At 72.8% G+C, this 25,200-nt stretch carries 25 protein-coding genes; 10 read left to right on the top strand and 15 right to left on the bottom strand.

The window, feature by feature from the left end:
• Nucleotides 1-89 precede the first annotated feature (89 nt).
• Nucleotides 90-998, top strand: coding sequence for a Bax inhibitor-1/YccA family protein (locus ACIRPX_RS08365; RefSeq protein WP_404190048.1), 909 nt, complete (start codon nucleotides 90-92; stop codon nucleotides 996-998).
• Nucleotides 999-1,084: 86 nt separating this feature from the next.
• On the opposite strand, the gene ACIRPX_RS08370 is transcribed toward ACIRPX_RS08365, so the two are convergent.
• On the bottom strand, nucleotides 1,085-1,315 hold the full coding sequence (locus tag ACIRPX_RS08370; RefSeq protein ID WP_384263702.1) for a DUF4287 domain-containing protein: 231 nt from the start codon (nucleotides 1,313-1,315) through the stop codon (nucleotides 1,085-1,087).
• Nucleotides 1,316-1,417: 102 nt separating this feature from the next.
• On the opposite strand from ACIRPX_RS08370, the gene ACIRPX_RS08375 reads away from it, so the two are divergent.
• Complete coding sequence (locus tag ACIRPX_RS08375) at nucleotides 1,418-1,729, top strand: hypothetical protein (protein ID WP_404190051.1); 312 nt, start codon at nucleotides 1,418-1,420, stop codon at nucleotides 1,727-1,729.
• A gap of 22 nt (nucleotides 1,730-1,751) precedes the next feature.
• Here ACIRPX_RS08375 and ACIRPX_RS08380 read toward each other — a convergent pair whose 3' ends face one another.
• The 3 genes from ACIRPX_RS08380 to ACIRPX_RS08390 form a co-directional block, all read right to left on the bottom strand.
• Nucleotides 1,752-2,525, bottom strand: coding sequence for a hypothetical protein (locus ACIRPX_RS08380; RefSeq protein ID WP_404190054.1), 774 nt, complete (start codon nucleotides 2,523-2,525; stop codon nucleotides 1,752-1,754).
• Between the two features lie 271 nt (nucleotides 2,526-2,796).
• Nucleotides 2,797-4,017 (bottom strand): acetyl-CoA C-acetyltransferase, encoded by a 1,221-nt coding sequence (locus tag ACIRPX_RS08385; protein WP_404190056.1) that lies wholly within the window; start codon nucleotides 4,015-4,017, stop codon nucleotides 2,797-2,799.
• Between the two features lie 124 nt (nucleotides 4,018-4,141).
• A complete protein-coding gene (locus tag ACIRPX_RS08390; RefSeq protein ID WP_404190059.1) occupies nucleotides 4,142-5,194 on the bottom strand; it encodes an SGNH/GDSL hydrolase family protein in 1,053 nt (350 codons plus the stop codon).
• 149 nt (nucleotides 5,195-5,343) lie between these two features.
• Here ACIRPX_RS08390 and ACIRPX_RS08395 point away from each other — a divergent pair, with 149 nt between their 5' ends.
• Nucleotides 5,344-6,729 carry a cystathionine beta-synthase gene (locus ACIRPX_RS08395; protein ID WP_404190062.1) on the top strand — a complete coding sequence of 462 codons (1,386 nt, stop codon included), beginning with the start codon at nucleotides 5,344-5,346 and terminating at the stop codon, nucleotides 6,727-6,729.
• Nucleotides 6,730-7,055: 326 nt separating this feature from the next.
• On the opposite strand, the gene ACIRPX_RS08400 is transcribed toward ACIRPX_RS08395, so the two are convergent.
• The 5 genes from ACIRPX_RS08400 to ACIRPX_RS08420 form a co-directional block, all read right to left on the bottom strand.
• Entirely contained in the window at nucleotides 7,056-7,481 is a 426-nt protein-coding gene (locus ACIRPX_RS08400; protein ID WP_404190271.1) for a hypothetical protein, read from the bottom strand.
• Nucleotides 7,482-7,592: 111 nt separating this feature from the next.
• The gene (locus tag ACIRPX_RS08405) at nucleotides 7,593-8,522 is read right to left on the bottom strand and encodes an ABC transporter substrate-binding protein (protein ID WP_404190064.1); all 930 of its coding nucleotides are present in this window, start codon (nucleotides 8,520-8,522) and stop codon (nucleotides 7,593-7,595) included.
• A gap of 11 nt (nucleotides 8,523-8,533) precedes the next feature.
• Nucleotides 8,534-9,232: an ABC transporter permease gene (locus tag ACIRPX_RS08410; protein WP_404190067.1), complete on the bottom strand. Its 699-nt coding sequence runs from the start codon at nucleotides 9,230-9,232 to the stop codon at nucleotides 8,534-8,536.
• Between the two features lies 1 nt (nucleotide 9,233).
• Nucleotides 9,234-9,875, bottom strand: coding sequence for an ABC transporter permease (locus ACIRPX_RS08415; RefSeq protein WP_404190070.1), 642 nt, complete (start codon nucleotides 9,873-9,875; stop codon nucleotides 9,234-9,236).
• On the bottom strand, nucleotides 9,872-10,906 hold the full coding sequence (locus ACIRPX_RS08420; protein WP_404190072.1) for an ABC transporter ATP-binding protein: 1,035 nt from the start codon (nucleotides 10,904-10,906) through the stop codon (nucleotides 9,872-9,874). Before ACIRPX_RS08420 ends, ACIRPX_RS08415 begins: the two co-directional genes overlap by 4 nt.
• A gap of 141 nt (nucleotides 10,907-11,047) precedes the next feature.
• On the opposite strand from ACIRPX_RS08420, the gene ACIRPX_RS08425 reads away from it, so the two are divergent.
• From ACIRPX_RS08425 to ACIRPX_RS08435, 3 genes are all read left to right on the top strand, one after another.
• The gene (locus ACIRPX_RS08425) at nucleotides 11,048-12,574 is read left to right on the top strand and encodes an aromatic amino acid ammonia-lyase (protein ID WP_404190075.1); all 1,527 of its coding nucleotides are present in this window, start codon (nucleotides 11,048-11,050) and stop codon (nucleotides 12,572-12,574) included.
• Complete coding sequence (locus ACIRPX_RS08430) at nucleotides 12,571-13,431, top strand: MurR/RpiR family transcriptional regulator (protein WP_404190078.1); 861 nt, start codon at nucleotides 12,571-12,573, stop codon at nucleotides 13,429-13,431. Before ACIRPX_RS08425 ends, ACIRPX_RS08430 begins: the two co-directional genes overlap by 4 nt.
• 104 nt (nucleotides 13,432-13,535) lie before the next feature.
• Nucleotides 13,536-14,120, top strand: a complete 585-nt coding sequence (locus ACIRPX_RS08435) for a hypothetical protein (protein ID WP_404190080.1) — start codon at nucleotides 13,536-13,538, stop codon at nucleotides 14,118-14,120.
• 2 nt (nucleotides 14,121-14,122) lie between these two features.
• Here the strand turns inward: ACIRPX_RS08435 and ACIRPX_RS08440 are convergent, their stop codons facing one another.
• From ACIRPX_RS08440 to ACIRPX_RS08460, 5 genes are all read right to left on the bottom strand, one after another.
• Complete coding sequence (locus ACIRPX_RS08440; protein WP_404190082.1) at nucleotides 14,123-14,497, bottom strand: hypothetical protein; 375 nt, start codon at nucleotides 14,495-14,497, stop codon at nucleotides 14,123-14,125.
• A 20-nt stretch (nucleotides 14,498-14,517) separates the two neighbouring features.
• Nucleotides 14,518-15,018 carry a roadblock/LC7 domain-containing protein gene (locus tag ACIRPX_RS08445; protein ID WP_404190085.1) on the bottom strand — a complete coding sequence of 167 codons (501 nt, stop codon included), beginning with the start codon at nucleotides 15,016-15,018 and terminating at the stop codon, nucleotides 14,518-14,520.
• Between the two features lie 13 nt (nucleotides 15,019-15,031).
• A complete protein-coding gene (locus ACIRPX_RS08450; RefSeq protein ID WP_404190088.1) occupies nucleotides 15,032-15,847 on the bottom strand; it encodes a transcriptional regulator in 816 nt (271 codons plus the stop codon).
• Nucleotides 15,844-16,251 carry a hypothetical protein gene (locus tag ACIRPX_RS08455; protein ID WP_404190091.1) on the bottom strand — a complete coding sequence of 136 codons (408 nt, stop codon included), beginning with the start codon at nucleotides 16,249-16,251 and terminating at the stop codon, nucleotides 15,844-15,846. Before ACIRPX_RS08455 ends, ACIRPX_RS08450 begins: the two co-directional genes overlap by 4 nt.
• A 170-nt stretch (nucleotides 16,252-16,421) precedes the next feature.
• Nucleotides 16,422-17,822 carry a diaminopimelate decarboxylase gene (locus tag ACIRPX_RS08460; RefSeq protein ID WP_404190274.1) on the bottom strand — a complete coding sequence of 467 codons (1,401 nt, stop codon included), beginning with the start codon at nucleotides 17,820-17,822 and terminating at the stop codon, nucleotides 16,422-16,424.
• Between the two features lie 196 nt (nucleotides 17,823-18,018).
• Between ACIRPX_RS08460 and hutU the strand changes: the two genes are divergently transcribed.
• From hutU to hutI, 4 genes are all read left to right on the top strand, one after another.
• The gene (gene hutU, locus ACIRPX_RS08465; RefSeq protein ID WP_404190093.1) at nucleotides 18,019-19,683 is read left to right on the top strand and encodes a urocanate hydratase; all 1,665 of its coding nucleotides are present in this window, start codon (nucleotides 18,019-18,021) and stop codon (nucleotides 19,681-19,683) included.
• 80 nt (nucleotides 19,684-19,763) lie between these two features.
• A complete protein-coding gene (locus tag ACIRPX_RS08470; RefSeq protein WP_404190277.1) occupies nucleotides 19,764-20,978 on the top strand; it encodes an allantoate amidohydrolase in 1,215 nt (404 codons plus the stop codon).
• Nucleotides 20,975-22,321, top strand: a complete 1,347-nt coding sequence (locus ACIRPX_RS08475) for a formimidoylglutamate deiminase (protein WP_404190095.1) — start codon at nucleotides 20,975-20,977, stop codon at nucleotides 22,319-22,321. Before ACIRPX_RS08470 ends, ACIRPX_RS08475 begins: the two co-directional genes overlap by 4 nt.
• Before the next feature lie 26 nt (nucleotides 22,322-22,347).
• Nucleotides 22,348-23,523 (top strand): imidazolonepropionase, encoded by a 1,176-nt coding sequence (gene hutI, locus ACIRPX_RS08480; RefSeq protein WP_404190098.1) that lies wholly within the window; start codon nucleotides 22,348-22,350, stop codon nucleotides 23,521-23,523.
• Between the two features lie 31 nt (nucleotides 23,524-23,554).
• On the opposite strand, the gene ACIRPX_RS08485 is transcribed toward hutI, so the two are convergent.
• Nucleotides 23,555-25,090: an RICIN domain-containing protein gene (locus ACIRPX_RS08485; protein WP_404190101.1), complete on the bottom strand. Its 1,536-nt coding sequence runs from the start codon at nucleotides 25,088-25,090 to the stop codon at nucleotides 23,555-23,557.
• Nucleotides 25,091-25,200 lie beyond the last annotated feature (110 nt).

A 25,200-nucleotide genomic window follows, 5' to 3' on the forward strand; every position in this document is an offset into this window, starting at 1 on the left:
AAAGATCCTCCCCAAGCACTAGGGTCAATCCTTTGCCTACCTATTACCCTTGATGCCAAGGCCGCGTGGTGCGGCCATGGAGGAGTGCAATGAGGAGCAGAAACCCGGTCTTCTCGCGACGGGGGTTCAGCCGCGACAACGGCTACGCGGGCTTCAACGCCGCGCCGCAGGCCGGGGGACAGGCTGTCGGCACGCAGGGCAACCCGTACGCCCAGCCGGCCGGCAACCCCTACGCCCAGAACCCGTACGCGCAGAACCCGTACGCCCAGCAGGGGCTGCAGGGCGCCCCGCCCCAGGCCCCGGTCACCACCGCCGGCCGGATGACCATCGACGACGTCGTGCTGCGCACGGCGTCGACGCTCGGCACCCTGATCGTGACGGCCGCGCTCGCCTGGGCGCTGCTGCCGGTCGACGACGCCCACATCAGCCGGTCCTACGGCATCGGCATCGGCGCCGCGCTGATCGGCATGGTCCTGGCGTTCGTCCAGTCCTTCAAGCGCAAGGCCACCCCCGCGCTGATCCTGTCGTACGCCGCGTTCGAGGGTGTCTTCCTCGGCGTGGTCTCCAGCATCGTCGACAACCGCATCGCGAGCGGTGCGGCCATGCAGGCGGTGATCGGCACGATGGCGGTCTTCGCCGGGGTGCTGGTCGCCTACAAGGCCGGCTGGATCCGCGTCAACCGCCGCTTCTACGGCTTCGTCATGGCGGCCGCGCTCGGCTTCGTGCTGCTGATGATGGTGAACCTGCTGTTCGCCGTCTTCGGCGGCGGTGACGGCCTCGGCTTCCGCAGCGGCCCGCTCGGCATCTTCTTCGGCGTCGTCGGCATTCTGCTCGGCGCGTGCTTCCTCGCCCTGGACTTCAAGCAGGTCGAGGACGGCATCGCCTACGGCGCGCCGAAGGACGAGGCGTGGCTGGCGGCCTTCGGCCTGACGCTGACGCTGGTGTGGATCTACATGGAGTTCCTGCGGATCATCGCGATCCTCAACAGCAACGACTAGCGGTCGGCGGCCGTACGCCGGCCGCCGCCCACAGCGAAGGGCCCCGGGTTCCTCCCGGGGCCCTTTGTCGTCGTCCAGTTGCGCGCCTAGAGCAGTTTGCGCGCGGCCCTCCTCAGGTCGTACTCGTGAACAATCGCCTTGGCGTGGCCGTACGCGAGATTGTGCTCGTGGCGGAGCCAGCTGACCTTCTCCTCGAAGTTGAAGAGAGCCGGGCCGTCTTCGACGGCGCGAAGCCAGTCGGTGACTTCGCGGCCGGTGCAGTGGGGGATGCGGGCGAGCAGGTTGCGATGGGTCTCCTCGGAGAAGACTTGGGACATCGGCGCCTCCGGACGAAAATGGGGATGTAAGCCGGTCCTTCAGGTCACCGTGCCTGAGCGTTCGCCTGTTGGCAACAGTGCGGCGGCGCGTAGGCTCGCTCCGTGGTTGATACGACGCCTCTGACTCGTGCCGTGGATCATTTCGCCGACCGTCTCAGGGCGGCGCCGCAGAGCCGGCTGCAGCGCGGGGCCGCCGCGGAAGCGCTGTCGCTGGCGCGGGAGTTGGCCCGGCGGGCGCAGGCCCTGGAGGAGCCCGGGGCGGAGCCCCGGGTGATGCCCGACGCGGGGATGTTCGCCGCGGCTGATCAAATCACCGTCGCCGTTCATGACCTGGCGCTCGTGCTGGGCGACGAGGGCCAGGTCGACGAAGCGGTGCGGCTCGTGGGGGAGGCGCAGTCCCGGGCGGGTGTCTGAGGCCGTCGGCGGTTCCCGCGCTCTACAGGGACGCGATGACCCGGTCGGCCAGGATGTAGACGTTCTCCTCGCCGCACTCGAACGTCAGCGTGTACGCGCCGGAGATGCCCGAGCCGCCCAGGAGGACGGGGGTCTCGCCGGAGTGCAGGGCCGCCGCGAGGCGCTCGGCCGTTTCGCGGTGGCCCGGGGTCATGCACAGCGTGGTGCCGTCGGCGAAGACGTAGACGTCGAGGGTGCCCAGCGGGCCCGGGCGGACGTCGGCCAGTTCGACGCGCGAGGAGGCCAGCTCCTCCAGGGTGGCCACCGTGCGCTCGTGGTCGTTCACGACCGGTGACTGCACCGGGACGAAGTCCGGGTGGGAGGGGTGGCGGCGGCGGGCCGCGGCCAGTTCGGGGGAGTCCCCCGTGAACTCGTCCGCGTCCGCGGTCGGCTCGCTCACCGGCTCCAGACCCACGAAATCGGCCTGGCGGGGCAGGAACAGCTCACTGTCGGGCAGGCCCAGCAACGACGGCGCGTCGGAGGCGTCACGGGCCTCCTGCGCGGCCCAGAAGGCACGCGCCTCGGCGAGCTCGCGCTCACGCTCCTCGGCGAGGGCCGCGGCGACCGCGGCGCGTATCTCGTCGGCCTCGGAGGAGCGGGCGGCCGGTACGAGGCCGCGCGCGGGGTGGTGCTCGGCGAGCTGGGTGTGCAGTACCGCGACCTCACGACGCAGCACCATGAGCGTGCGCAGGACGGCGACACCCACGGCGCCGGTGGCGGCCGTGATGACCAGCAAGGCGATCGGCATGGCGCTCACTGACGTACTCCCGGTTCAAAGTCGACCCCCGACTTCCTACATCAGCTTGAAGGGCGGACTAACCAGCTGTCAGTGCGTAACGTCACGAAACGGGCGGGACTTTGGGCCCGGCGTTTACCGACGTAACGGCGCTGACCTGCGTAGATCTCCTCCGCTAGGGAGATAGGTCACATCCTGGGGGAGATTGGATCACAAAACGGCCCGGAGGCCGGGGGATTCCCGGACTCCGGGCCATCGAATCACGGTGTGTGCTATGGCGGTTACCGAGAGGTCAGCTCAGACGCTCGACGATCATCGCCATGCCCTGGCCGCCGCCGACGCACATCGTCTCCAGACCGAACTGCTTGTCGTGGAACTGGAGGGAGTTGATCAGCGTGCCGGTGATGCGGGCACCGGTCATGCCGAAGGGGTGGCCGACGGCGATGGCGCCGCCGTTGACGTTCAGCTTCTCCAGCGGGATGCCGAGGTCGCGGTAGGAGGGGATCACCTGGGCGGCGAAGGCCTCGTTGATCTCGACCAGGTCGATGTCGCCGATGGTCAGGCCGGCGCGGCTCAGGGCCTGCTTGCTCGCCTCGACCGGGCCGAGGCCCATGATCTCGGGGGACAGGCCCGAGACGCCGGTGGACACGATGCGGGCGAGCGGGGTGAGCCCGAGCTCGCGGGCCTTGGTGTCGCTCATGACGACCACGGCCGCCGCGCCGTCGTTGAGCGGGCAGCAGTTGCCGGCGGTGACCAGGCCGTCGGGGCGGAAGACCGGCTTGAGGCCCGCGACGCCCTCCATCGTGACGCCGGCCCGCGGTCCGTCGTCCTTGGCGACGACCGTGCCGTCGGGCAGCGTCACCGGGGTGATCTCGCGCTCCCAGAAGCCGTTCTTGATGGCCTCCTCCGCGAGGTTCTGCGAGCGGACGCCGAACTCGTCCATGTCCTGGCGGGTGACGCCCTTGAGGCGGGCCAGGTTCTCGGCGGTCTGGCCCATCGCGATGTAGGGGTCGGGGACCAGGCCGTCCTCGCGCGGGTCGTGCCAGCCGGTGCCCTCCTGGGCGGCGACCTCGGCGGTGCGGGCCTCGGCCTCGGCGAAGAGGGGGTTGTGCGTGTCGGGGAGGCTGTCGGAGTTCCCCTTCACGAACCGGGAGACCATCTCGACGCCGGCCGAGATGAAGACGTCGCCCTCGCCGGCCTTGATGGCGTGCAGGGCCATCCGGGAGGTCTGCAGCGAGGAGGAGCAGTACCGGGTGATGGTGCAGCCCGGGAGGTGGTCCATTCCCATCTGCACGGCCACGATGCGGCCGAGGTTGTTGCCCTGCTCGCCGCCGGGCAGGCCGCAGCCGAGCATCAGGTCCTCGATGTCCTCGGGGTTCAGCTCGGGGACCTTGGCGAGGGCGGCCTGGATGATCGTGGCGGCGAGGTCGTCGGGGCGCAGATCCTTGAGGGAGCCCTTGAAGGCGCGGCCGATGGGGGAGCGGGCGGTCGAGACGATCACGGCTTCGGGCATCACGGCTCCATTGGCGTACGTGTGGGGATGGGCAGGGCTGCTTGGGAAGTTACCCGTACGTATGGCCGGGGTCACGGGTAGAGCGGTGTGACCCTGGCCGCAATTTACTAAGCGCTTGCTTTGCTCATGCTCCCTTGGACGCGGTGCCGCCGGACAGCCTGGTGCGGGACGGTGCCGTCTCCGGCTCCTGCACCCGGCGCCTGCGCCGGCGCTTGAGCAGCGCCCAGGGACCGCGCGGCCCCGTGGGCATCGCCGCGGTGACCTCGGTGCCCGCCTCGGAGGCGGCCTCCGCCGCCGCCCGGGCGACCGGGAGGAAGCCCTCGCGCCGGGAGACGTCGGGGCGCTCCTCCTCGTCCGGCCAGAGGCCGAGGGCCGCGCAGACCGTCGGGAGGACGGCCATGGCGGCCGTGGCGTACCCCTCGGCCGAGGGGTGGTAGTTGTCGGGGCCGAAGAGCTCCCGGGGGTTGGCCTCGAACTCGGGGCCGAGCAGGTCGCCCAGCGACACCGTACGGCCGCCCTGCTCGACGGTCCCGATCGTCTGGGCCGCGGCGAGCTGCCGGGAGGACCGGCGGGCCAGCCAGCGCAGCGGCTGCTGGACCGGTTCGATGGTGCCGAGGTCGGGGCAGGTGCCGACCACCACCTCCGTACCGGCCGTGCGCAGCCGGCGTACCGCCGCCGAGAGATGGCGCACGGAACGGGTCGGCGGCATGCGGTGGGTGACGTCGTTCGCGCCGATCATGATCACGCACACGTCGGGGGTGCGGGCGGGGTTCGCCAGGACCAGGGCCACCTGGCGGTCCAGGTCGTCGGACATGGCTCCCGGCAGGGCCACGTTGTGCAGCTCCACCGGGCGCTCGGCGACCGCCGCGAGGCCCGAGGCGAGCAGGGCGCCCGGGGTCTGGCCCGCCCGGTGGACGCCCTGGCCCGCTGCCGTGGAGTCACCGAGCATCGTCAGGCGCAGGGGCGGATCGTCGGGCACGGTGTACGTGGTGCCGTACAGGCCGTCCGCCACCGGGACGCGCCCGCTGCTGCCGTTGCCCACCTGCCGCCTGGCCAGGTGGACCTCCGCCAGCAGCAGCCCGACCGCCGCCGCGCCGGCCAGCCCGATCCCGCCGCCGCCGAATGCCGCACCGGCCGCGATCCGCCGGGCCACCCTCGCCCTCGACATGCTCGTCATACGCCGCCGCCACCTCCTCTTAGCCGTACATCCACTCCTTGCCCCGTACCGACCGTTCGCCAATCTCAACGGCGCGTGCCGGGCTCCCGCGAGCCGTAGGCTGGCGGCACCATCACAGCCACATCTTTTGCAAGCATCCGGAGACAACGGTGCAATTCCACGACTCGATGATCAGCCTCGTCGGCAACACCCCGCTGGTGCGGCTCAACAGCGTGACCAAGGGCATCAGGGCCACCGTCCTGGCCAAGGTCGAGTACTTCAATCCGGGCGGCTCGGTGAAGGACCGCATCGCCCTGCGCATGATCGAGGCGGCCGAGAAGAGCGGGGAGCTGAAGCCGGGCGGCACCATCGTCGAGCCCACCAGCGGCAACACCGGCGTCGGGCTCGCCATCGTCGCGCAGCAGAAGGGGTACAAGTGCATCTTCGTGTGCCCCGACAAGGTGAGCACCGACAAGATCAACGTGCTGCGGGCCTACGGCGCCGAGGTGGTCGTCTGCCCGACCGCCGTGGACCCCGAGCACCCGGACTCCTACTACAACGTCTCCGACCGGCTGGTGCGCGAGACGCCCGGTGCCTGGAAGCCGGACCAGTACTCCAACCCCAACAACCCGCTCTCCCACTACCACTCCACGGGCCCCGAGCTGTGGAAGCAGACGGAGGGGAGGATCACCCACTTCGTGGCGGGCGTGGGCACCGGCGGAACCATCTCCGGCACCGGCCGCTACCTGAAGGACGTCAGCGACGGCAGGGTCCAGGTCGTCGGCGCCGACCCCGAGGGGTCCGTGTACTCCGGCGGCTCCGGGCGGCCGTATCTCGTCGAGGGCGTCGGTGAGGACTTCTGGCCGACCGCCTACGACCGGACCGTGGCCGACGAGATCGTCGCCGTGTCCGACAAGGACTCCTTCCAGATGACCCGCCGGCTGGCCAAGGAGGAGGGCCTGCTGGTCGGCGGCTCCTGCGGGATGGCGGTCGTCGCGGCCCTGGAGGTCGCCTCCCGGCTCGGCGAGGACGACGTCGTGGTGGTGCTGCTGCCCGACAGCGGCCGCGGATACCTCAGCAAGATCTTCAACGACGAGTGGATGGCCGACTACGGCTTCCTGGAGGACACGGGCCCGAGCGCCCGCGTCGGCGACGTCCTCGACGACAAGGAGCACGGCGCCATCCCGTCCCTCGTCCACATGCACCCGGACGAGACCGTCGGGGAGGCCATCGAGGTGCTGCGCGAGTACGGCGTCTCGCAGATGCCGATCGTGAAGCCGGGGGCCGGGCACCCGGACGTGATGGCCGCCGAGGTGGTGGGCTCCGTGGTGGAGCGGGAGCTGCTCGACGCCCTGTTCACCAAGCGGGCCTCCCTGGAGGACCCGCTGGAGAAGCACATGTCCGCCCCGCTGCCGCAGGTCGGCTCCGGCGAGCCGGTCGCGGACCTGATGTCCGTGCTGGGCCGCGCGGACGCGGCGATCGTCCTCGTCGAGGGCAAGCCGACCGGCGTGATCGGCCGGCAGGACCTGCTCGCCTTCCTGGCCAAGGGGAAGTAACCGCGAACCCCGGGTGAACCGCCGGTGTCCGCGGCGCGTTCGCGGCCGTCGGCCACGTTCGCGGGCTTCGCGGAAGTGGTACGAGCGCGTCACGTCCACGCAGCACACGCTTAACACGCGTCCGGCAGATTAGGGGATGTCGGCAGGGCGGGAGCGGCTCCCCGCCCGGGCCGGCACCGAACGTCCAAGGACCTCCGGAGCGGCTCCCGGACCTCCATGGACGCCTGGACGCGAACACCGGCCTGACCGGTCAGCGTCCCTCGCGGGGACCGCCGTCGTCCCGCCCCCCGTTCGCGGGGGTGCGGCGGTCCCCGCGCACATCCTTCTCATTCCTCCCAGCGGTCCCCGTCCTTGTCCCGCCGGCGGCGGCCGAAGAGCTCGGGGTTGCCGCGGGCCGCCTGGACGAAGTTGACGCCGACGATCCCCGCCCAGGTGGCGAAGAGACCGGGCAGATGGCCGAGCGAGCCGCCGATCGCGGAGAGCGGGATCGCCAGCACCAGCGAGACCAGACCGAAGCCGAAGCGCTCGCCCCAGGTGTCGGTGGGCCTGGGCGCCTTCGAGCCGCGGGCCACCACCATCTGCTGCTCGGCCAGCTGCCTGCGCACCCGGCGCTCGACCGCGCCGTCGATGCGCTGGTCGACCTTCTCCAGGAACGAGTCGACCAGTGCAGACTCGTACTCCTCGCCGAGTTCCCTGCGCGCCTGCAGGGTGGCGTTCAGTTCCTTCTTGAGCTCGGCGTCCCGCGCGTCCATACCGGTCTCCATTCCCGTCATGGAACACAACGGTAAGGAGGTGGGAGGCCGATCGCACTGGGGTTAGCCCCCCTGTTCGGGGCGTCCCGCGGGGGCGGGGCGCCCCGCCCGTCACCCGGCCAGCCCGTGCTGCTTCGCGTACGCGTCCGCGACCTCCTCGGGGTCCTTCTTGTCCTTGTCGACGAGGCGGTTGAGCTCGGTGAGCTGCGCCGTGGTCAGGACGTTGCCGAGGCGGGCGAGCGCCTTGCGGACGGTGTCGTCGGCCTTGCGGTCGGCGATCAGCGGGACGATGTGCTGGCTGGGGATGAGGTTCTCGGGGTCGGTCAGCACCACCCAGTCGCCGGCCTCGATGTCGGTGTCGGTGGTGAAGAGGTTCGCCACGTCCACGTCGCCCTTCCGCAGGGCGCCCTTGACCAGCGGGCCGTCGGAGTCGAGCGACTTGAACTCCTTGAACTCGACGCCGTAGACGTCCTTGAGGCCGACCGCGCCCACCCGGCGCTTCTTGACCTCGGGGGCGGCGCCGAGGACCAGCCGGCCGTTCTGCTTCCTCAGGTCGGCCAGCGACGTCAGTCCGTACTTCTTCGCCGTCTCGCGGGTGACCACGAAGGCGTCGGAGTCCTCGGCGGTGCCGTACGGCAGGATCTGCAGGCCCCCGGGCAGCGCCAGGGTGAGGGCGTTCTGCATCGTGCCCTCCTCCGAGGCGGTGGCCTTCGGGTCGAGGTAGTTGAGGAGGGCGCCCTGGTACTCGGGCAGGAGGTCGATGTCACCGCTCCTGAGCGCGGGGATCACGATCTCGCGGGTGCCGAGGTTGGGGCGGACGGTGACCTTCACACCGGCCTGCCTCAGCACGGCCGCGTAGAGGTGGCCGAGCACCTGGTTCTCGGTGAAGTTGGCGGTGCCGATGGTGACCCCGCCCTTGCTGGAGCCGCCGCCGGAGGCGGAGCCCTGGCCGTCGAGGGAGGTGACGCCGCTCGCGCAGGCGGAGAGGGCGGGGACGGAGGCGGCCGCGAACAGGCCGCCGAGGAGGGTGCGTCGGTTCATGGTCTGGGTCCCTAGGCGGTGCGGGTGGGGGTCCCCCCGCTCGAGCGACGTCGAGAGCGGGGGAGGAAGAGGAGGCGCTGGAGGCCGGAGAGGGCCAGGTCCAGGGCGACGGCGACCGCGGCGACCAGCACCGCTCCGCCGAGCACCTGCACCAGGTCGCGCTGGGCGAGGCCGTCGAAGACGTAGCGGCCCAGCCCCCCGAAGGAGACGTACGCGGCGATCGTGGCGGTGGCGACGACCTGGATCAGCGCCAGGCGCAGGCCGGTCATGATCAGCGGGAGCGCGAGCGGCAGTTCGACCTGGAGGAGGACCTGGTGGCCGCGCATGCCCTGGCCGCGGGCCGCGTCCCGTACGTCCGGGTCGACGGCCGTCATCCCGGCGTAGGTGTTGGTGACGATGGCCGGGACGGCGAGGGCGACCAGGGCCACGTACACCGGCAGCATCGACAGGCCGCCGGCCAGGAAGACCAGGACGACCAGGCCGACGGTGGGCAGCGCGCGGCCGAAGGACGAGAGGTTGATCGCGACGAAGGCGCCCTTGCCGGTGTGGCCGATCAGCAGCCCGACCGGGAGGCCGATCGCGGCCGCGATGAGGGTCGCGAGGAGCGAGTACTGCAGGTGCTCGGCGAGGCGGTGGGCGATGCCGTCGGAGCCGGTCCACGTGGCACCGCTGGTCAGCCAGGTGCCGAGGTTCTTGAGGAGTTCGTACATCTCAGGCTCGCCTCCTGCGCCAGGGGGTCAGCACGTACTGGAGGGCGACCAGCAGGGCGTCCGCCACGACCGCGAGCAGGATCGTCAGGACCACGCCCGCGATCACCGGGGTCGGGAAGTCGCGCTGGAAGCCGTCGGTGAAGAGCTGGCCGAGGCCGCCGTCGCCGATGTAGGTGGCGACCGAGACCAGGGAGATCGACATGACCGTGGCGATGCGGACGCCCGCCATGATCACGGGCAGGGCGAGCGGGAACTCCACGGTCAGGAGCGTGCGCAGCGGGCGCGTGCCCATGGCCTTGGCCGCCTCCTTGGTCTTCGCGGGCACCGAGTCAAGGCCCTCGACCGTGTTCCGCAGCAGCACGACCAGGGTGTAGACCGTCAGGCCGATGACCGTGGTGGTCCGGGTCAGTCCGCTGACCGGCAGCAGGAGCACGAAGATCGCGATCGAGGGGATCGTGAACAGGACGTTGGAGAAGCCGAGCAGGAAGCCGCGCAGCGGGCGGATCCGGTGGGCGACGACGGCGAGCGGGAGGGAGATCAGCACGCCGAACAGGACGGCGGTGAGGGCGGCCTGCAGATGCGAGATCGTCAGGCTGGTGAGCTCGTCGGTGTGGTCGCCCAGCCACGACCAGTCGACGCTCATGCCGCCACCCGCGCTTCGGTGTGCGCCCGGCCGGCGTGAGCGTGGATGGCGTCGCGTGAGGAGACGCCGGTGAGGACGCCGGCCGCGTCGACGCGCGCGATCATGCCGGTGGGGGAGGCGACGGACTCGTTCAGCGCCGACAGCAGGGAGTCGCCGTCGGTCAGCGGGCGCACGGGGATCTCGGCGTCGGCGGACTTCCAGTGCCGGGGCCTGCGGGCCCCGTCGAGCACCAGCCTCCAGGGGCCGTCCTCGGGGGCCGGGCCCTGCGGCACGTCCGCGAGGGCCGTCAGCGACAGCAGTTTCAGACCGCGCTCGGCGCCGAGGAAGTCGGCCACGAAGTCGTCGGCGGGGCGGGCGAGGAGCTCGGCGGGCGTGGCGCACTGCACCAGGTGGCCGCCCGTGCGGAACACGGCGATCTGGTCGCCGAGCCGCACGGCCTCGTCGATGTCGTGCGTGACGAAGACGATGGTCTTGCTCAACTCCTTCTGCAGGCGGAGCAGTTCGTCCTGGAGCTGGGTGCGCACCACCGGGTCGACCGCGCCGAAGGGCTCGTCCATCAGGAGCACCGGCGGGTCGGCGGCCAGGGCGCGGGCCACGCCCACGCGCTGCTGCTGGCCGCCGGAGAGCTGGTGCGGGTACCGCCGGCCCGCGTCGGCGGCGAGGCCGACGGTCTCCAGCAGCTCCGCGGCCCGGGCGCGGGCCGCCTTCCGGCTCCGGCCGAGCAGGAGCGGCACGGTGGCGATGTTGTCCAGCACCGTGCGGTGCGGGAACAGGCCCGCCTGCTGGATGACGTACCCGATGGAGCGGCGCAGCTCCGCGGCGTCCTGCCGGGTCACGTCCCGGCCGCCGACCCGGATGGTGCCGGAGGTCGGCTCGATCATCCGGTTGATCATCCGCAGCGTGGTCGTCTTGCCGCAACCGGAGGATCCGACCAGGACGGTCACGCCCCCTTCGGGCATCTCCAGGGTGAGATCGTGGACTGCTGTCGTGCCGTTGGGGAAGCGCTTGTGGACCGCATCGAACTGGATCATGAGTTGTCCCTTGCCCGGCTGTATAACGTCATGCAGAGTTCTTGGTATCTGAATAGGTTGTCAACGGTTCGGAGTTAATCCGAGGTAACGGATGACCGCAGGGCAAGATCGGATGTCCATATTGATTGGGGTTTGAGGGTTATGTCGTCTCGGATCGTGGACACTCCGGATGCCGTGTCCCGGGGATCCCTGGGCCACACCGGCCTGGTGGTCCTCGACGGGATCGGGCTCGGCATCGCCGATGTCGTGCGCCTCGCCGAAGGAAACGCGCGGCCGGTGCCCGGCACCGACGCGATGAGGCGGGTGACGGTGTCCTGGGACGCCGCCCGGCAGATCGCCGCGACCGGACGCGTCTACGGCCGCTCCACCGGCGTGGGCGCCAACCGGAACGAGGACGTGCCCACCGACACGGCCGCCGAGCACGGGCTCCGGCTGCTGCGCAGCCACGCCGGCGCGATCGGCGACGAACTGCCCGCGCGGGAGGTGCGGGCGATGCTCGCCGTCCGCGCCAACCAGCTCCTCGCGGGCGGCGCCGGACTGCGGCCCACGGTCGTCACCGCACTGTGCGAGGCGCTGGAGAGCGGCGCCCACCCGGTGGTGAACGAGTTCGGCTCGGTCGGCACCGGCGACATCGCCGCCCTCGCGCAGGCCGCCCTGGCGCTGGCCGGCGAGGCCCCGTGGCGGGGGCCGGGCGCGCCCAAGCCGCAGCAGCTCGACAACAACGACGCGCTGGCCTTCATCAGCAGCAACGCCCTGACCCTCGGTCAGTCCGCGCTGGCCCTCGACGAGCTGCGCGGGCTGGTGGAGGCCACCCAGGTCGTCGCCGCGCTCTCGCTGCTGGCCGTCGACGGCTCGCACGAGGCGTACGCCGCCCCCGTGCACGCCGCCCGGCCGCACCGGGGCTCCACCGACGTCGCCCGCCGGATGCGTGAGCTGATCGGCGCGGCCGACCGGCCCACCCCGCCGCTCGGCCGGATCCAGGACCCGTACGGCTTCCGCTGCCTGCCGCAGATACACGGGCCGGCGCTGGACGCGGCGGACGGCCTGGAGGAGGTCGTCCGGATCGAGATCAACGCGGCCGCCGAGAACCCGCTGATCTCCGCCGAGGACATGGCGGCCTACCACCACGGCGGCTTCTACCAGGCCCAGCTCGCCCTCGCCCTGGACCACTTCAGGCTCGCCCTGACCCAGGTGGCCCGGCTGTCGACGTCACGCCTGTCCACGCTCAACGAGCCCGGCTTCACCCGGCTGCGGCCCTTCCTCGCCAACGAGGAGCCCGCCGCCTCCGGCGTGATGATCCTCGAGTACGCCGCCGGGGCGGCCCTCGGCGACCTGCGCGCCTTCTCCGCTCCCGCCTCGCTCGGCCACGCTGTACTCTCCCGGGGCGTCGAGGAACAGGCCAGCTTCGCCTCGCTCGCGGCACGGCAGACCCTGCGGGCCTGCCGTGCGTACCGTCTCGTCGTCGGCTGCGAACTCGTCGCCGCCGTACGGGCGCTGGCCCAGCGCGGCCTGCGGCCCGAGCCGGACCTGCCGGTGGGCCGTGCGCTGGGGCTCGCCGAGTCGGTGCTCTCGCGGGACCAGGCCGACCGGCCGCTCACGGACGACGTGACGGCGGCGGCCGCACTGCTGGACCGGTTCACGGACATCTGGAGGGGGAGCGGGTCATGAGCGCGGAGAGGGATGTGAGCGTGGTGGACAGTCCGGCGGGCCGGCTGCAGGCGCTCTTCGAGGGGCACCGGCTGACGCCGACCCAGCGGCGCATCGCGCACAGCATGGTGCGCCGGGCCGCCGACGTGCCCTTCCTGTCCAGCGTGGAACTGGCCGAGCTGGCCGGGGTCAGCCAGCCGTCCGTGACCCGCTTCGCCGTGGCCCTCGGCTTCGACGGCTACCCGGCGCTGCGCAGGCATCTGCGCGAGGTCGCGCCCGCCGAGCAGGCGTCCGGCACGGGCTCGTACAACGAGTACCAGCAGGCCGTCGAGGCCGAGATCGAGAACCTGCGCCACCTCGCGGAGCTGCTGGCCGACCCGCGTCCGGTGCGCAAGGCGGGCCGGCTGCTGGCCGCCTCCCGGCCGCTGCCCGTGCTCGGCCTGCGTGCCGCCGCCTCGCAGGCCTACGGCTTCTCGTACTTCGCGGGCAAGGTCCACCCGGACGTCCGGCTGCTCAACGAGGGCGGCACGATGATCCAGGACCGCATCGAGGCCGCCGTACGGGCCGGGGCGAGCGCCCTGCTGTGCTTCGCGCTGCCCCGGCATCCGCGCGAGGTCGTGGACACCCTCGCCTTCGCCAAGGAGGCCGGGCTGACGGTGGTGACCGTCGCCGACTCCGCCTTCGCCCCGGTCGCCAAGGTCTCCGACCTGCTCCTGCCCGCCGCCGTCGGCACGGGGCTCGCCTTCGACACGGCCTGCGCGCCCATGCTGCTGGGCCGGGTCCTGCTGGAGGCCATGTGCGACGACCTGCCTCAGGCGCAGGCCCGCCTGGAGGAGTTCGACGCGCGGGCGGCGGCGCGGGGGCTGTTCGTGGAGTGACACCCGGACGGCCGCCGCACCCGGTGCGCTCTCAGACTGGTCTCACCTTCGCTCGCTAGCGTGCGTCCCGCGGATGCCGCGCAGCTAGGGGACGGAGGCCGAACGTGGCACGTGGAGCGCAGGGACTGGCCCGGGTGGCCGTCGTGGTACGGGCCGGAGCGGCGCCGCTGTGGTGGGCCGGGGTGTTCGCGGCCGGCGTCGGGGTGCTGGTGCCGGGGATCACCGGGCGCCGGATCGGGGTCATGGCCGGGGCCGCGCTGTTCGTCCTGGGGGCGGCCGCGGTGTCGTACGGGCGCCGCAGGCGCTACACCGCGCTGGTCCGGTCGGCCGCTCGCGCGGGCAAGCACGACGTGCTCCAGGACCGCGCGGTCAGCGTGCGCAACTGGCGCAGGGGACACCGCTGGTGGCTCGTGGCGGCGTTCGCGGTGGCGCTGCTGAGCGCCTTCGCCGTGCCGGCCGCGGGCGGCATGCTGCTCGCCGGTGCCGGCACCGGACTGCGGCTGAAGGCCGCCTGGCTCGGGCGGCGCGAGCGGGACGGGCAGGCGCTGCTGTGGGTGCGGGTCGACTGGCTCGGCGCGAACGGCGGCCGCCCGGCCGGCAAGGCGGTCAGGGCGTATCGCAGCACGGGCATCGCGGCGGGCGACGCGGCCCCGGGCGGGGCGCGGCGCCGCACCGCGGCGCTCGTGTGAACTCAGACCTCCAGGTCGGCCTCGATCGCCTTCAGCTGGTGGCGGGCCATCGCCAGGTTGGAGCGCTTGGCGTCGAGCACCAGGTACAGGAACAGGCCGTTGCCGCCGCGCCCGCTGATCAGGCGGATGAGGTGGTACTGGTCGCTCAGTGTGATCAGGATGTCCTCGATCTGGCCCTTCAGCCCAAGGTGCTCCATCGTGCGCATCTTGGCGCGGACGACGTCGGTGTTGCCGGCGGCGGCGACGTTCAGGTCGAAGGCCTTGCTGCCCCCCATCGTGCCCAGCGCCATGCCGCTGGTGTAGTCGACGAGCGCGACGCCGGTCGCGCCCTCGATGGCGGCGAGGGCTTCTTTGAGGCAGGTTTCGGTGTTGGCCATGACTGGTTCCTCGGTTCCTCTCAACTATCGGTGGCAGTGCGCGCGTTACTGGTCGTCGTACGTGGCGCGCGGGTCGTTCTGGTCCGGGTGGCGGCCGTCTTGGCCGGCGGTTTGGCGGGCTTGGCCTGCTTCGGCCGGGTCGGGAGTGCGCCGGGGCCGTCGAGGAGTTCGCCGATCCGGGCGGCCGCCCGCCGGCCCTCCAGCAGCAGCCGGCCGACGTTCACCCGGTCCTGGGCGAGCAGGGTCAGTACGGCCCCGTCGCCGGCCGCGTAGGTCGCCACGTAGCCGTACACGCCCCGCACGAGCAGTTCGCGGAACTCGCCCTGTCCCGTGGCGTCCGCCAGCTTCACCGCCGCCCCGTAGGCGGTCTCGATGAGCGTGGCGAGGCCGTCCGGGTCGACGCCGGGGGTGTCCTGGGCCAGCACGCGCCCGTCGAGGCCGGTCGCGAGCGCGCCCGTGAGCTGGGGGACGCGGGCTCTCAGACGGCGCAGCTCGTCGAGCATGTGGGGGTCGGCAGACATCCGGGGTCTCCTCTCAAAGGGCCTCCAGCGCATCCCTGAGCCTCTTCAGCAGCGTGATGTGGGGATCGGTCGACAGCTGAGCCATGTCGGGCGGTGGTGGTGGCGGCTCGCGGCGCATCTCCACGAAGCCCGCCGCCGTCAGCCGGCGGACGTCCACCAGCGTGTGGAACGCCAGGCGGCCCACCCTGCGTGCGATGTCCGACGCGGTGCGGGCGCCGTCCACCTGGTTCAGCACCGTCCGCTGGCGGCGGGTGAGGGCGGGGGCCGCCACCGGGTCCGCACGGAGCAGGGGGGCGGTGTCCGGCTCCGCGTCGGGCCAGATGCGGTGCAGAAGGTCGCGGCGGCGCAGCGTCTCGCGCTCCAGGGCGGCCACCGGCACGGGGCGCTCGGGGCGGCCGGGGTGCGCGGTGCCGTAGCGGAAGCGGCCGGGTGCGCTGCTGGCGGCGAGGGCGAAGTACGCGGCGTCGTACAGGGCCGCCAGCCGGCACAGCTCCAGCGTGCCGGGTGCGAGGAGGCCGCCGTCGACCAGGAGGCGGCCGGTGTCCTGGTCCTCGGCCGTCTCGTTCAGCGCCCGCTGCCAGTCCTGGGCGGAGAGGGTGCCGCGGGCCGTGAGGAGGACGTCCAGGCCGGGCGCGAACGGGCTCTCGGCGTGCACGACCAGGCCCTCGGCGAGGTGGAGCGTGCCGTGCTCGCGGAACAGCACGCCGGTGGCCTGCTCGGTGGCGAGCCGGCCCAGCATCGGCGAGACGCCGCTCCAGGCGCGGGTGTGGGCGGTCGCCCGGTCGCGCACGGGCAGGCGCGGGGGCTCGGCCGTCCGGGCGGTGGTCATGCCAGCACCAGCCGTTCCGCCATCTCGCCCAGCCGGATGCGGGCCAGCGCCAGGTTGCCCTCCGTGCGGGCCAGCCACAGGTGCAGGAAGACACTGCCGTCGAAGGAGGCCCCCACGAACCGCAGCACGTGGTAGCTGTCCCGGTTGCTGACGATCAGGTCCTCGACCGGCGGGTCCACGTCCGCGGCCACGCCGGCCTCCAGGTCGTCGTCCGGCGCGAACGCGTGCTGCTCGGCGGCCAGCCGGGCGATCTCGGCGGCCTCCACCGCGGCCGTCTCCTGGTCGCCGCCCGGGGACTCCCCGACGGTGCCCAGGGCCAGCCCGCTCGTCCAGTCGATCAGTGCTGCCCCCCGGGCACCGGGCAGCCTCATGGCTTCGAGCAGACACTCGTCGATTCCGGGCACCGTGGCTCCCCTCCCGCCTGCGGTACGGCTGAGTGACGCCGAAACTACGCAACGTGTGCGCGACGGGTGAGGGATCTGGCATTTTCCGATGGAACTTGCGGCGGGGTACTAAGGTGGGTCAACTTGCCTGGATTTCGCAGCAGTTGACCATCAGGCCTGCCGGGCGTGTGTCAACGGCGTCCAGGTGCGCGGAGGGTGGTGAGCGCGCTCGCGTGCGCCCCTCCGGATTCGGCCACGATCGCGTCGAGACTCTGCGGCTCCCGTACGGTCGCGAAGGCGACGCCTCCGCCGCCGTCCGGGGCGAAGCCGTAGATCCCGGGCCTGGCCAGGGAGTTGTAGGCGTAGTGGTGCGCGAAGTAGTACGCCCCCGTGTCCAGCGCCGCGGCGTAGTCCCCCTGTTCCAGCAGGGGCAGGGTGCGCCCTTCGGCCAGCAGGTCGCCCGAGAAGCAGGCGGGCCCGGCGACGTCCTGCACGGCCCCGGGGCCGTCCTTGGGGCGCCCCTTGCCGTCGTACGCGGCGATCCGCAGCGGCCACGCCCCCGGCGCGTACACCGTCCGCGTCGCCACCTGCACGCCCGCGTGCGTGACCGCGACGGGCCGCCCGCCCGCACTCTTGGCGTACTCCACCCGGGCCACCACCGTCCCCTGCTTGGCCAGCAGCGACCGCCCGAACTCGGTGACCAGCCCGTACCGTCCGCCGAACAGGCCCGGCACCGCTTCGCCCAGCAGGCGCGCGTACTGGGCGTAGGTCGGTGCCGTCTCGTCCGAGCCGAAGTTCACCGGCAGCCCGCCGCCGATGTCGAGCGTGTCGATCTGCCGGCGGCCGATCCGCCGGTTGATCTCCTCGGCGAGCGCGTACGTCTCGGCCACACCCTGCGCCATCAGCGACAGCGGGACGCCCTGCGAGCCGGTGTGCGCATGCAGCCGGGTCAGCCACGGGCGGTCGGCGTACGCCCGCACGACCCACTCCCGCGCCCCTTCGTCGCGCAGGGCCACGCCGAACTTCGAGGTCGCCGTCGCGGTCGAGGTGGCCTCGATCGAACCGCCGCCGACCTGCGGGTTCACCCGGATTCCCAGGGGGGAGCGGCTGGTCGCGATGGGGGTACCTCCCATGCCTTTCGGGCTAGGGGGGAGCATCAGGGCGTCGATGCGCTCCAGCTCCTGCGGGTTGTCCGCGTTGACCGCGATCCCGAGGGCCAGCGCCTCGCGCAGCTCGGCCGGGGTCTTCGCGGGGGAGTCGAGCACCGTCCGGGCCGGCGGTGTCCCCGCCGCGCGCGCCAGCGCCAGCTCGCCGGGGCTCGCCACCTCCGCGCCGATGCCCTCCTCGTGCAGCAGCCGCAGCACCGGCACCAGCGGGGTCGCCTTCACCGCGAAGGCGTGCAGCACCGGCGTGCCGGGCGCCACCACCGCGTCGAACGCCGACCGCAGCTCGGCCGCCGCCTCCCGGATGCCGATGACGTCGAGCAGCCCCACGATGGGGGTGCCGGGCCCCAGCAGCCCCTGTTCCACGGCGGCCCGCACCGCCTCGTCGCGCCGCTCCGCCCGGTCGCCGCCGTCCGTCCGCCTGTCCATGCCGCTGCCCACCGCGTCCCCCGCGAGCTCGTCGCCGGCGCCGACGGCACCGTCCGGTGCGTGCGTCCGGCGTGTCCTTGTGCGTCCAGCCAAACATCCATGGCCCGCGGGCGCTGGCCGACGGATGTATTGACTAGTTCTATTCAGGAAGTCAAGATGTGAATAACGGCAGCAACAATCCGCTAGGAGGCAGACCATGTCAGGACCCCGCCCCGTACGAGCGCCGCGCGGTACGGAACTGAGCGCCCTGGGATGGCAGCAGGAAGCCGCCCTCCGGATGCTGCAGAACAACCTCGACCCGGAGGTCGCCGAGCACCCCGACAAGCTCGTCGTCTACGGCGGCACGGGCAAGGCGGCCCGCGACTGGCGCTCCTTCGACGCGATGGTGCGCACGCTGCGGACCCTCAAGCAGGACGAGACGATGCTCGTCCAGTCCGGCCGCCCCGTCGGCGTCATGCAGACCCACGAGTGGGCCCCGCGCGTCCTGCTCGCCAACTCCAACCTCGTCGGCGACTGGGCCAACTGGGAGGAGTTCCGCCGCCTGGAGGCCCTCGGCCTGACCATGTACGGCCAGATGACGGCCGGTTCCTGGATCTACATCGGCACCCAGGGCATCCTCCAGGGCACCTACGAGACCTTCGCCGCCGTCGCCGCGAAGAAGTTCGGCGGCACCCTCGCGGGCACGATCACCCTGACCGCCGGACTCGGCGGCATGGGCGGCGCCCAGCCGCTCGCGGTCACCATGAACGACGGCGTCGCCCTCTGCGTCGACTGCGACCCGCGCGCGATCGAGCGCCGTATCGAGCACCGGTACCTGGACGTGAAGGCCGACAGCCTGGAGCACGCACTCCAGCTCGCGGTCGAGGCCCGGGACGCCCGCCGCCCGCTCTCCATCGGCCTGCTGGGCAACGCCGCCGAGCTGCTGCCGCGCATGCTCGCCGAGGGCGCGCCCGTCGACATCGTCACAGACCAGACCTCCGCCCACGACCCGCTGGCGTACCTGCCGCTCGGCATCGACTTCGACGACATGGCGTCCGCCGCGGCCAAGGACCCGGCCGGCTTCACGACGCGCGCCCGTGAGTCGATGGCGAAGCACGTCGAGGCGATGGTCGGCTTCATGGACGCGGGCGCGGAGGTCTTCGACTACGGCAACTCGATCCGCGGCGAGGCCCAACTCGCCGGGTACGAGCGGGCGTTCGCCTTCCCGGGCTTCGTCCCCGCCTACATCCGGCCGCTGTTCTGCGAGGGCAAGGGCCCCTTCCGCTGGGCCGCGCTGTCGGGTGAGGCGTCCGACATCGCCAAGACGGACAAGGCGATCCTCGACCTGTTCCCGGAGAACGAGTCCCTCGCCCGCTGGATCAAGATGGCGGGGGAGCGGGTCCACTTCCAGGGCCTGCCCGCGCGCATCTGCTGGCTCGGCTACGGCGAGCGGGACAAGGCCGGTGAGCGCTTCAACGACATGGTGGCCTCCGGCGAGCTGGCGGCCCCGCTGGCCATCGGCCGCGACCACCTCGACTGCGGATCCGTCGCGTCCCCCTACCGCGAGACCGAGGCCATGCTCGACGGGTCGGACGCCATCGCCGACTGGCCGCTGCTGAACGCCATGGTGAACGTGGCCTCGGGCGCCTCCTGGGTGTCCATCCACCACGGCGGCGGTGTGGGCATGGGACGGTCCATCCACGCCGGTCAGGTCACGGTGGCCGACGGCACGAAGCTGGGCGGCGAGAAGATCCGGCGCGTGCTGACGAACGACCCCGGGATGGGTGTCATCCGGCACGTGGACGCCGGGTACGACATCGCGGAGTCGGTGGCCGCCGAACGGGGTGTGCGGGTGCCCATGCGCGAGGGTGACGGCGCGTGACGCAGCATTCCGGCGAACCGGGCGGCGGCGGTCCGCTGCAGGCCGAGGCCGCGTCTTCGGCCGGTGGCTCGTTCCACTCCATGTGGCGCGAGCTGCTGCCCGTCGGGCGGCACGCCGACTCCCAGGGGTACCGGCGCTACGCCTGGACCGGGGCCGACGCCGAGTGCCGGGTGTGGTTCAGGGAGCAGGCCGAGGGGCGCGGCCTGGCCTACGAGGTCGACCGGAACGGGAACCAGTGGGCCTGGCTCGGCGACCCGGACGCCGGGGACGCCGTCGTCACCGGCTCGCATCTCGACTCGGTGCCCGACGGCGGTGCCTTCGACGGCCCGCTCGGAGTCGTGTCCTCCTTCGCCGCGCTCGACGAACTCCGCGGCAGGGGCGTCCGGTTCGGCAAGCCCCTCGCCATCGTGAACTTCGGGGACGAGGAGGGCGCCCGGTTCGGGCTCGCCTGCGTGGGCTCGCGGCTCACCGCCGGGCAGCTCACCGTGGACGACGCGCACCGGCTGACCGACGGCGACGGGATCAGCCTGCCCCGGGCCATGGAGGCCGCCGGGTACGACCCCGACGCCATCGGCGCCGACCCCGGGCGGCTCGCCCGGATCGGTGCCTTCGTCGAGCTGCACGTGGAGCAGGGCCGGGCGCTGGACCTGTCCGGCGACCGGGTCGGCATCGCCAGTGCCATCTGGCCGCACGGGCGCTGGCGGTTCGACTTCCGGGGCGAGGCCAACCACGCCGGCACGACCCGGCTCGCCGACCGCCGCGACCCCATGCTGTCGTACGCCGAGACCGTGCTCGCCGCCCGGCGCGAGGCCGAACTCGCCGGTGCCGTGGCCACCTTCGGCAAGATCGCCGTCGAGCCGAACGGCGTCAACGCCATCCCCTCCCTGGTCCGCGGCTGGCTCGACTCCCGCGCGGCCGACCAGGGCACGCTCGACACCGTCGTCGGCGGCGTCGAACGGGCCGCCCGCGCGTACGCCGCCGCCCACGGCACCGACCTCGACGTCGTCCGCGAGTCCTTCACGCCCGTCGTGGAGTTCGACCACGCCCTGCGCGACGAACTCGCCCGCATCCTCGGCAAGGACGGGGAGCGGGACGGCCACCTCACCGTCCCGGTCCTGGGGACCGGTGCCGGACACGACGCCGGAATCCTCTCCGGGAGCATTCCGACCGCCATGCTGTTCGTGCGCAACCCCACGGGCGTCTCGCACTCCCCGGCCGAGTTCGCGGCCGAGGACGACTGCGTGGCCGGGGTGCTCGCACTCGCCGACGTACTGGAAGGGCTGGCCTGCAGGTGACCGCACCCCCTACGCGGACGTACTGGCTGGAGCACGCCTGGCTCGGCACCCACGTCGAGCCGGGGGCCGCCGTCGAGGTGGCGGACGGCCGGATCGCGGCCGTCCGCACCGACGTGCCCACCCCGCCCCCCGGCGCCGAGATCCTGCGCGGCCTGACGCTCCCCGGACTGGCGAACGCCCACTCGCACGCCTTCCACCGCGCCCTGCGCTCGACCGTCCAGGTCGGCTCCGGCACCTTCTGGACCTGGCGCGAGGTGATGTACTCCGTCGCCGACAAGCTGACCCCCGAGAACTACCACGCCCTCGCCCGCGCCGTGTACGCGGAGATGGCGCTGGCGGGAGTCACCGCCGTCGGAGAGTTCCACTACCTCCACCACGCGCCCGGCGGCACCCCCTACGGCGACCCCAACGCGATGGGCGAGGCGCTGGTGGCGGCCGCCGCCGACGCCGGCATCCGCATCACCCTCCTCGACACCGCCTACCTCTCCTCCGGCTTCGGCGAGGCGCCCGACACCCACCAGCTCCGCTTCTCCGACGGCAGCGCGGAGGCCTGGGCCGAACGATGTTCCCTGCTCAAGGAGCGGGACCACGCGCGGATCGGGGCGGCCGTCCACTCGGTACGGGCCGTGCCCGCCGGGCAGCTGGCGACCGTGGCGCGCTGGGCGCAGGAGCGGCGCGCGCCGCTCCACGTGCACCTGTCCGAGCAGACCGCCGAGAACGACGCCTGCCAGGCCGCCCACGGCTGCACGCCGACCCGGCTGCTCGCCGACCACGGTGTGCTCGGGCCGCGCACCACCGGCGTGCACAACACCCATCTGACGGACGAGGACATCGCGCTCATCGGCGGCTTTGGCACCGGCACCTGCATGTGCCCGACGACCGAGCGGGACCTGGCCGACGGCATCGGGCCCGCCGTCGCCCTGCAGAGGGCCGGCTCGCCGCTCTGCCTCGGCTCCGACAGCCACGCCGTCATCGACCTGCTGGAGGAGGCGCGCGCGATGGAGCTCGACGAGCGCCTGCGCACCCGCAGCCGGGGCCACTGGACCGCCGCCGCCCTGCTGCGCGCGGCCTCGGCCGACGGTCATGCGGCCCTGGGCTGGCAGGACGCCGGCCGTCTGGAAGCGGGCGCGCTCGCCGACTTCACCACCATCGCGCTCGACTCGGTCAGAACCGTCGGCCCGCCGCCGCGACTCGGCGCGGAGACGGCCGTATTCGCCGCCTCCGCGGCGGACGTACGCCATACGGTCGTGGCGGGACGTCACGTCGTGCGGGACGGTGCTCACGTCCTCGTACCGGACGTGCCCGCGGCGCTGGCCGGCGCCGTCGAAGCCCTGCGTGCCTGAAACCCACCGTCATCTCCGAGGACGCCATGAGCAGCAGCACCGTCATCACCAACATCGCCACGCTGGTCACCAACGACCCCTCCCTCGGTTCCGGCTCCCCCCTGGGCCTGATCCAGGACGCGGCCGTCGTCGTCGACGGCGACCGCATCGCGTGGACCGGTGAATCAAGCAAAGCACCCGCCACCGACAACCGGGTCGACGCCGGCGGCCGGGCCGTCCTGCCGGGCTTCGTCGACTCCCACTCGCACCTGGTCTTCGCGGGCGACCGCACCCAGGAGTTCAACGCCCGGATGTCCGGGCGGGCGTACAGCGCGGGCGGCATCCGCACCACCGTCGCGGCCACCCGCGCCGCGAGCGACGAGGAACTGGCCGCCAACCTCACCCGCTATCTCGACGAGGCGCTGCGCCAGGGCACGACCACCTTCGAGACCAAGTCCGGCTACGGACTCACCGTGGCGGACGAGGCCCGCGCGCTGCGCATCGCCGCCGCGCACACCGACGAGGTCACCTACCTCGGCGCCCACATCGTCCCGCCCGACTTCGCCGACGACCCGGCCGGGTACGTCGCCCTGGTCACCGGCGAGATGCTCGACGCCTGCGCGCCGCACGCCCGCTGGATCGACGTGTTCTGCGAGAAGGGCGCCTTCGACGGCGACCAGGCCCGGGCGATCCTCACCGCGGGCAGGGCCAGGGGCCTGCACCCGCGCATCCACGCCAACCAGCTCTCCTACGGCCCCGGAGTGCAGCTGGCCGTGGAGCTGGACGCCGCCAGCGCCGACCACTGCACCCACCTCAGCGACGCGGACGTGGACGCCCTCGCCGGCGGCGACACGGTCGCCACCCTGCTGCCCGGCGCCGAGTTCTCCACCCGCGCCGAGTGGCCGGACGCCCGCCGTCTGCTCGACGCCGGTGTCACGGTCGCCCTGTCCACCGACTGCAACCCCGGCTCGTCCTTCACCTCGTCCGTCCCGTTCTGCATCGCGCTCGCCGTACGGGACATGGGCATGACCCCCGACGAGGCCGTCTGGGCGGCCACGGCGGGCGGCGCCCGCGCCCTGCGCCGCGACGACGTCGGCCGGCTGACCCCCGGCGCCTACGCCGACCTGATGGTCCTCGACGCCCCGAGTCATGTGCACCTCGCCTACCGGCCGGGCGTGCCGCTGGTCGGCGGGGTGTGGCGGCGGGGCGTGCAGGTGCGCTGACCCGGCGGCCCGCCGTCCGGCGGCCCCGGCCTCAGCGGGCCCCGGCCCGCCACCTCTGCGCGGCGCCGCCGTCCAGCGGCCGCAGCACCACCCCGTCGCCGTCGTAGGGCGTCACCGCGGTCTCGATGGCGATCGCGGGCCGGATCACGCCGTCGTCGTCGACGGTGAAGCGCAGGTTCTGGCCGTGGTCGCCGTTCACGGAGTCGCAGTCCCAGATGCCCACGCCCCGTGCGACGTCGCCGCGGCTGTCGAGGCAGAAGCCGGGATCGGCGGAGGACTGCACCACCCCGCGGGAGGTGTCGACGCGCCAGCGCTGGGTGCGGGAGCCGGAGCAGGGGGCCGTCACCACGTCGGTGCCGTTCTCCAGGTCGTCGTCGCGGATGTCCAGGCAGAAGCCGGTGGCGACGTTCACGACCTGGGCCGGGGTGCCGTTCGGGGCGTGCGTGGGGGAGGGGGAGGGGCGGGGTGACGTGGAAGGCGGCCGGGAGCTGGAACGGTGCGTCGGGGACGGGGACTTGTGCGTCCGCGACACGGACGGCGACGGCGAGGGCGAGACCGTCGCCGTGACCGTGACCTGCGGCGCGCTCGTCGGTGTGCGCACCGCGCCCACCGACTGCCGGGAGGGGGCGGACGGCGCGTCGCTGCGGGTGAGGAGGAAGACGAGCAGCGGGGTGAGTGCCACGCCGAGGGCGAGGGCGACCAGCAGGAAGCGCCGGGAGGGCGGCCAGTTCGCCGTGTCCGCGAGGGCGTGGGGACGCGGTGCGTCGCTGGTGACGTACGCCGTGCCCGCCCACGGCAGCAGCCCTTCGGCCAGCGCGGTGCGCGGGCGGTCCCGCAGCGCCGACAGCTCCTCGTAGGCCGCCGTGCAGTGCGGGCAGTGCGCCATGTGGGCGTGCAGGTCGGCGCTGTCGCGGGGCGAGTCGGGCCGCACCGACTCCTCGATGAGCCGGCCGAAGTTGCCGCAGCGCGGGTCGTCCGAGGCGGACAGGCGGGAGCGCAGACAGAGCTGGCCCATGGACTGGAGGGCGGTGGCGGTCTCGTAGGCGACGTCCACGGGGGTCAGTCCCAGCAGGACGGCCGTGCGCTCGGGCGTCTCCCGGTCCACGATGCCGTACCAGACGAGGCCCTGGGCGCGGGAGGACAGCGCCTGGAAGGCGGTCAGCATGGGCGGCACGGGGCCCTCGGGCCCGGAGGCGCTGAGCACGAGCAGCAGGCCGGGATCGAGGCCCGCGGCCCGCTCGTCGGCGGCCCAGGACGCGGCCACCTTCCCGGTCAGCAGCAGGAGTTGCAGCCGCAGCGGGACCAGTCCCCCGGTGCCGCGTGCGGTCTGACGGGCCGCCAGGGTGAAGGCCTGCGCGGCCAGCTGACGGGCGGCGGACTCGCTCGCGGCGCACAGCCGGGCGTAGTCGAGTACCGCCGGCTGGTGGCGTGAGCGCAGCTCCTGCAGGGCCGGATAGACGGTGGGGGTGCTGGTGCGCAGCAGTTCGGTCAGCCGCGCGTCGGACGCGCCCGCATGAACCCCGCCCCCGGTCTCGACACCTTTGTCGGTCCCGTCGGCCCGAGCCATCCACCCGCCTCCTCGCCCCCTTGCCGCCCGCCGGGCATCTGGCCTACCGGCGGGTATGGGGGCCCATAGTGATGGATGGGAACCCTTGGGGAAAGGTGTTTCTTACGGTA

It is taken from the genome of Streptomyces sp. NPDC101225, from assembly GCF_044767585.1.
Lineage (GTDB): Bacteria > Actinomycetota > Actinomycetes > Streptomycetales > Streptomycetaceae > Streptomyces.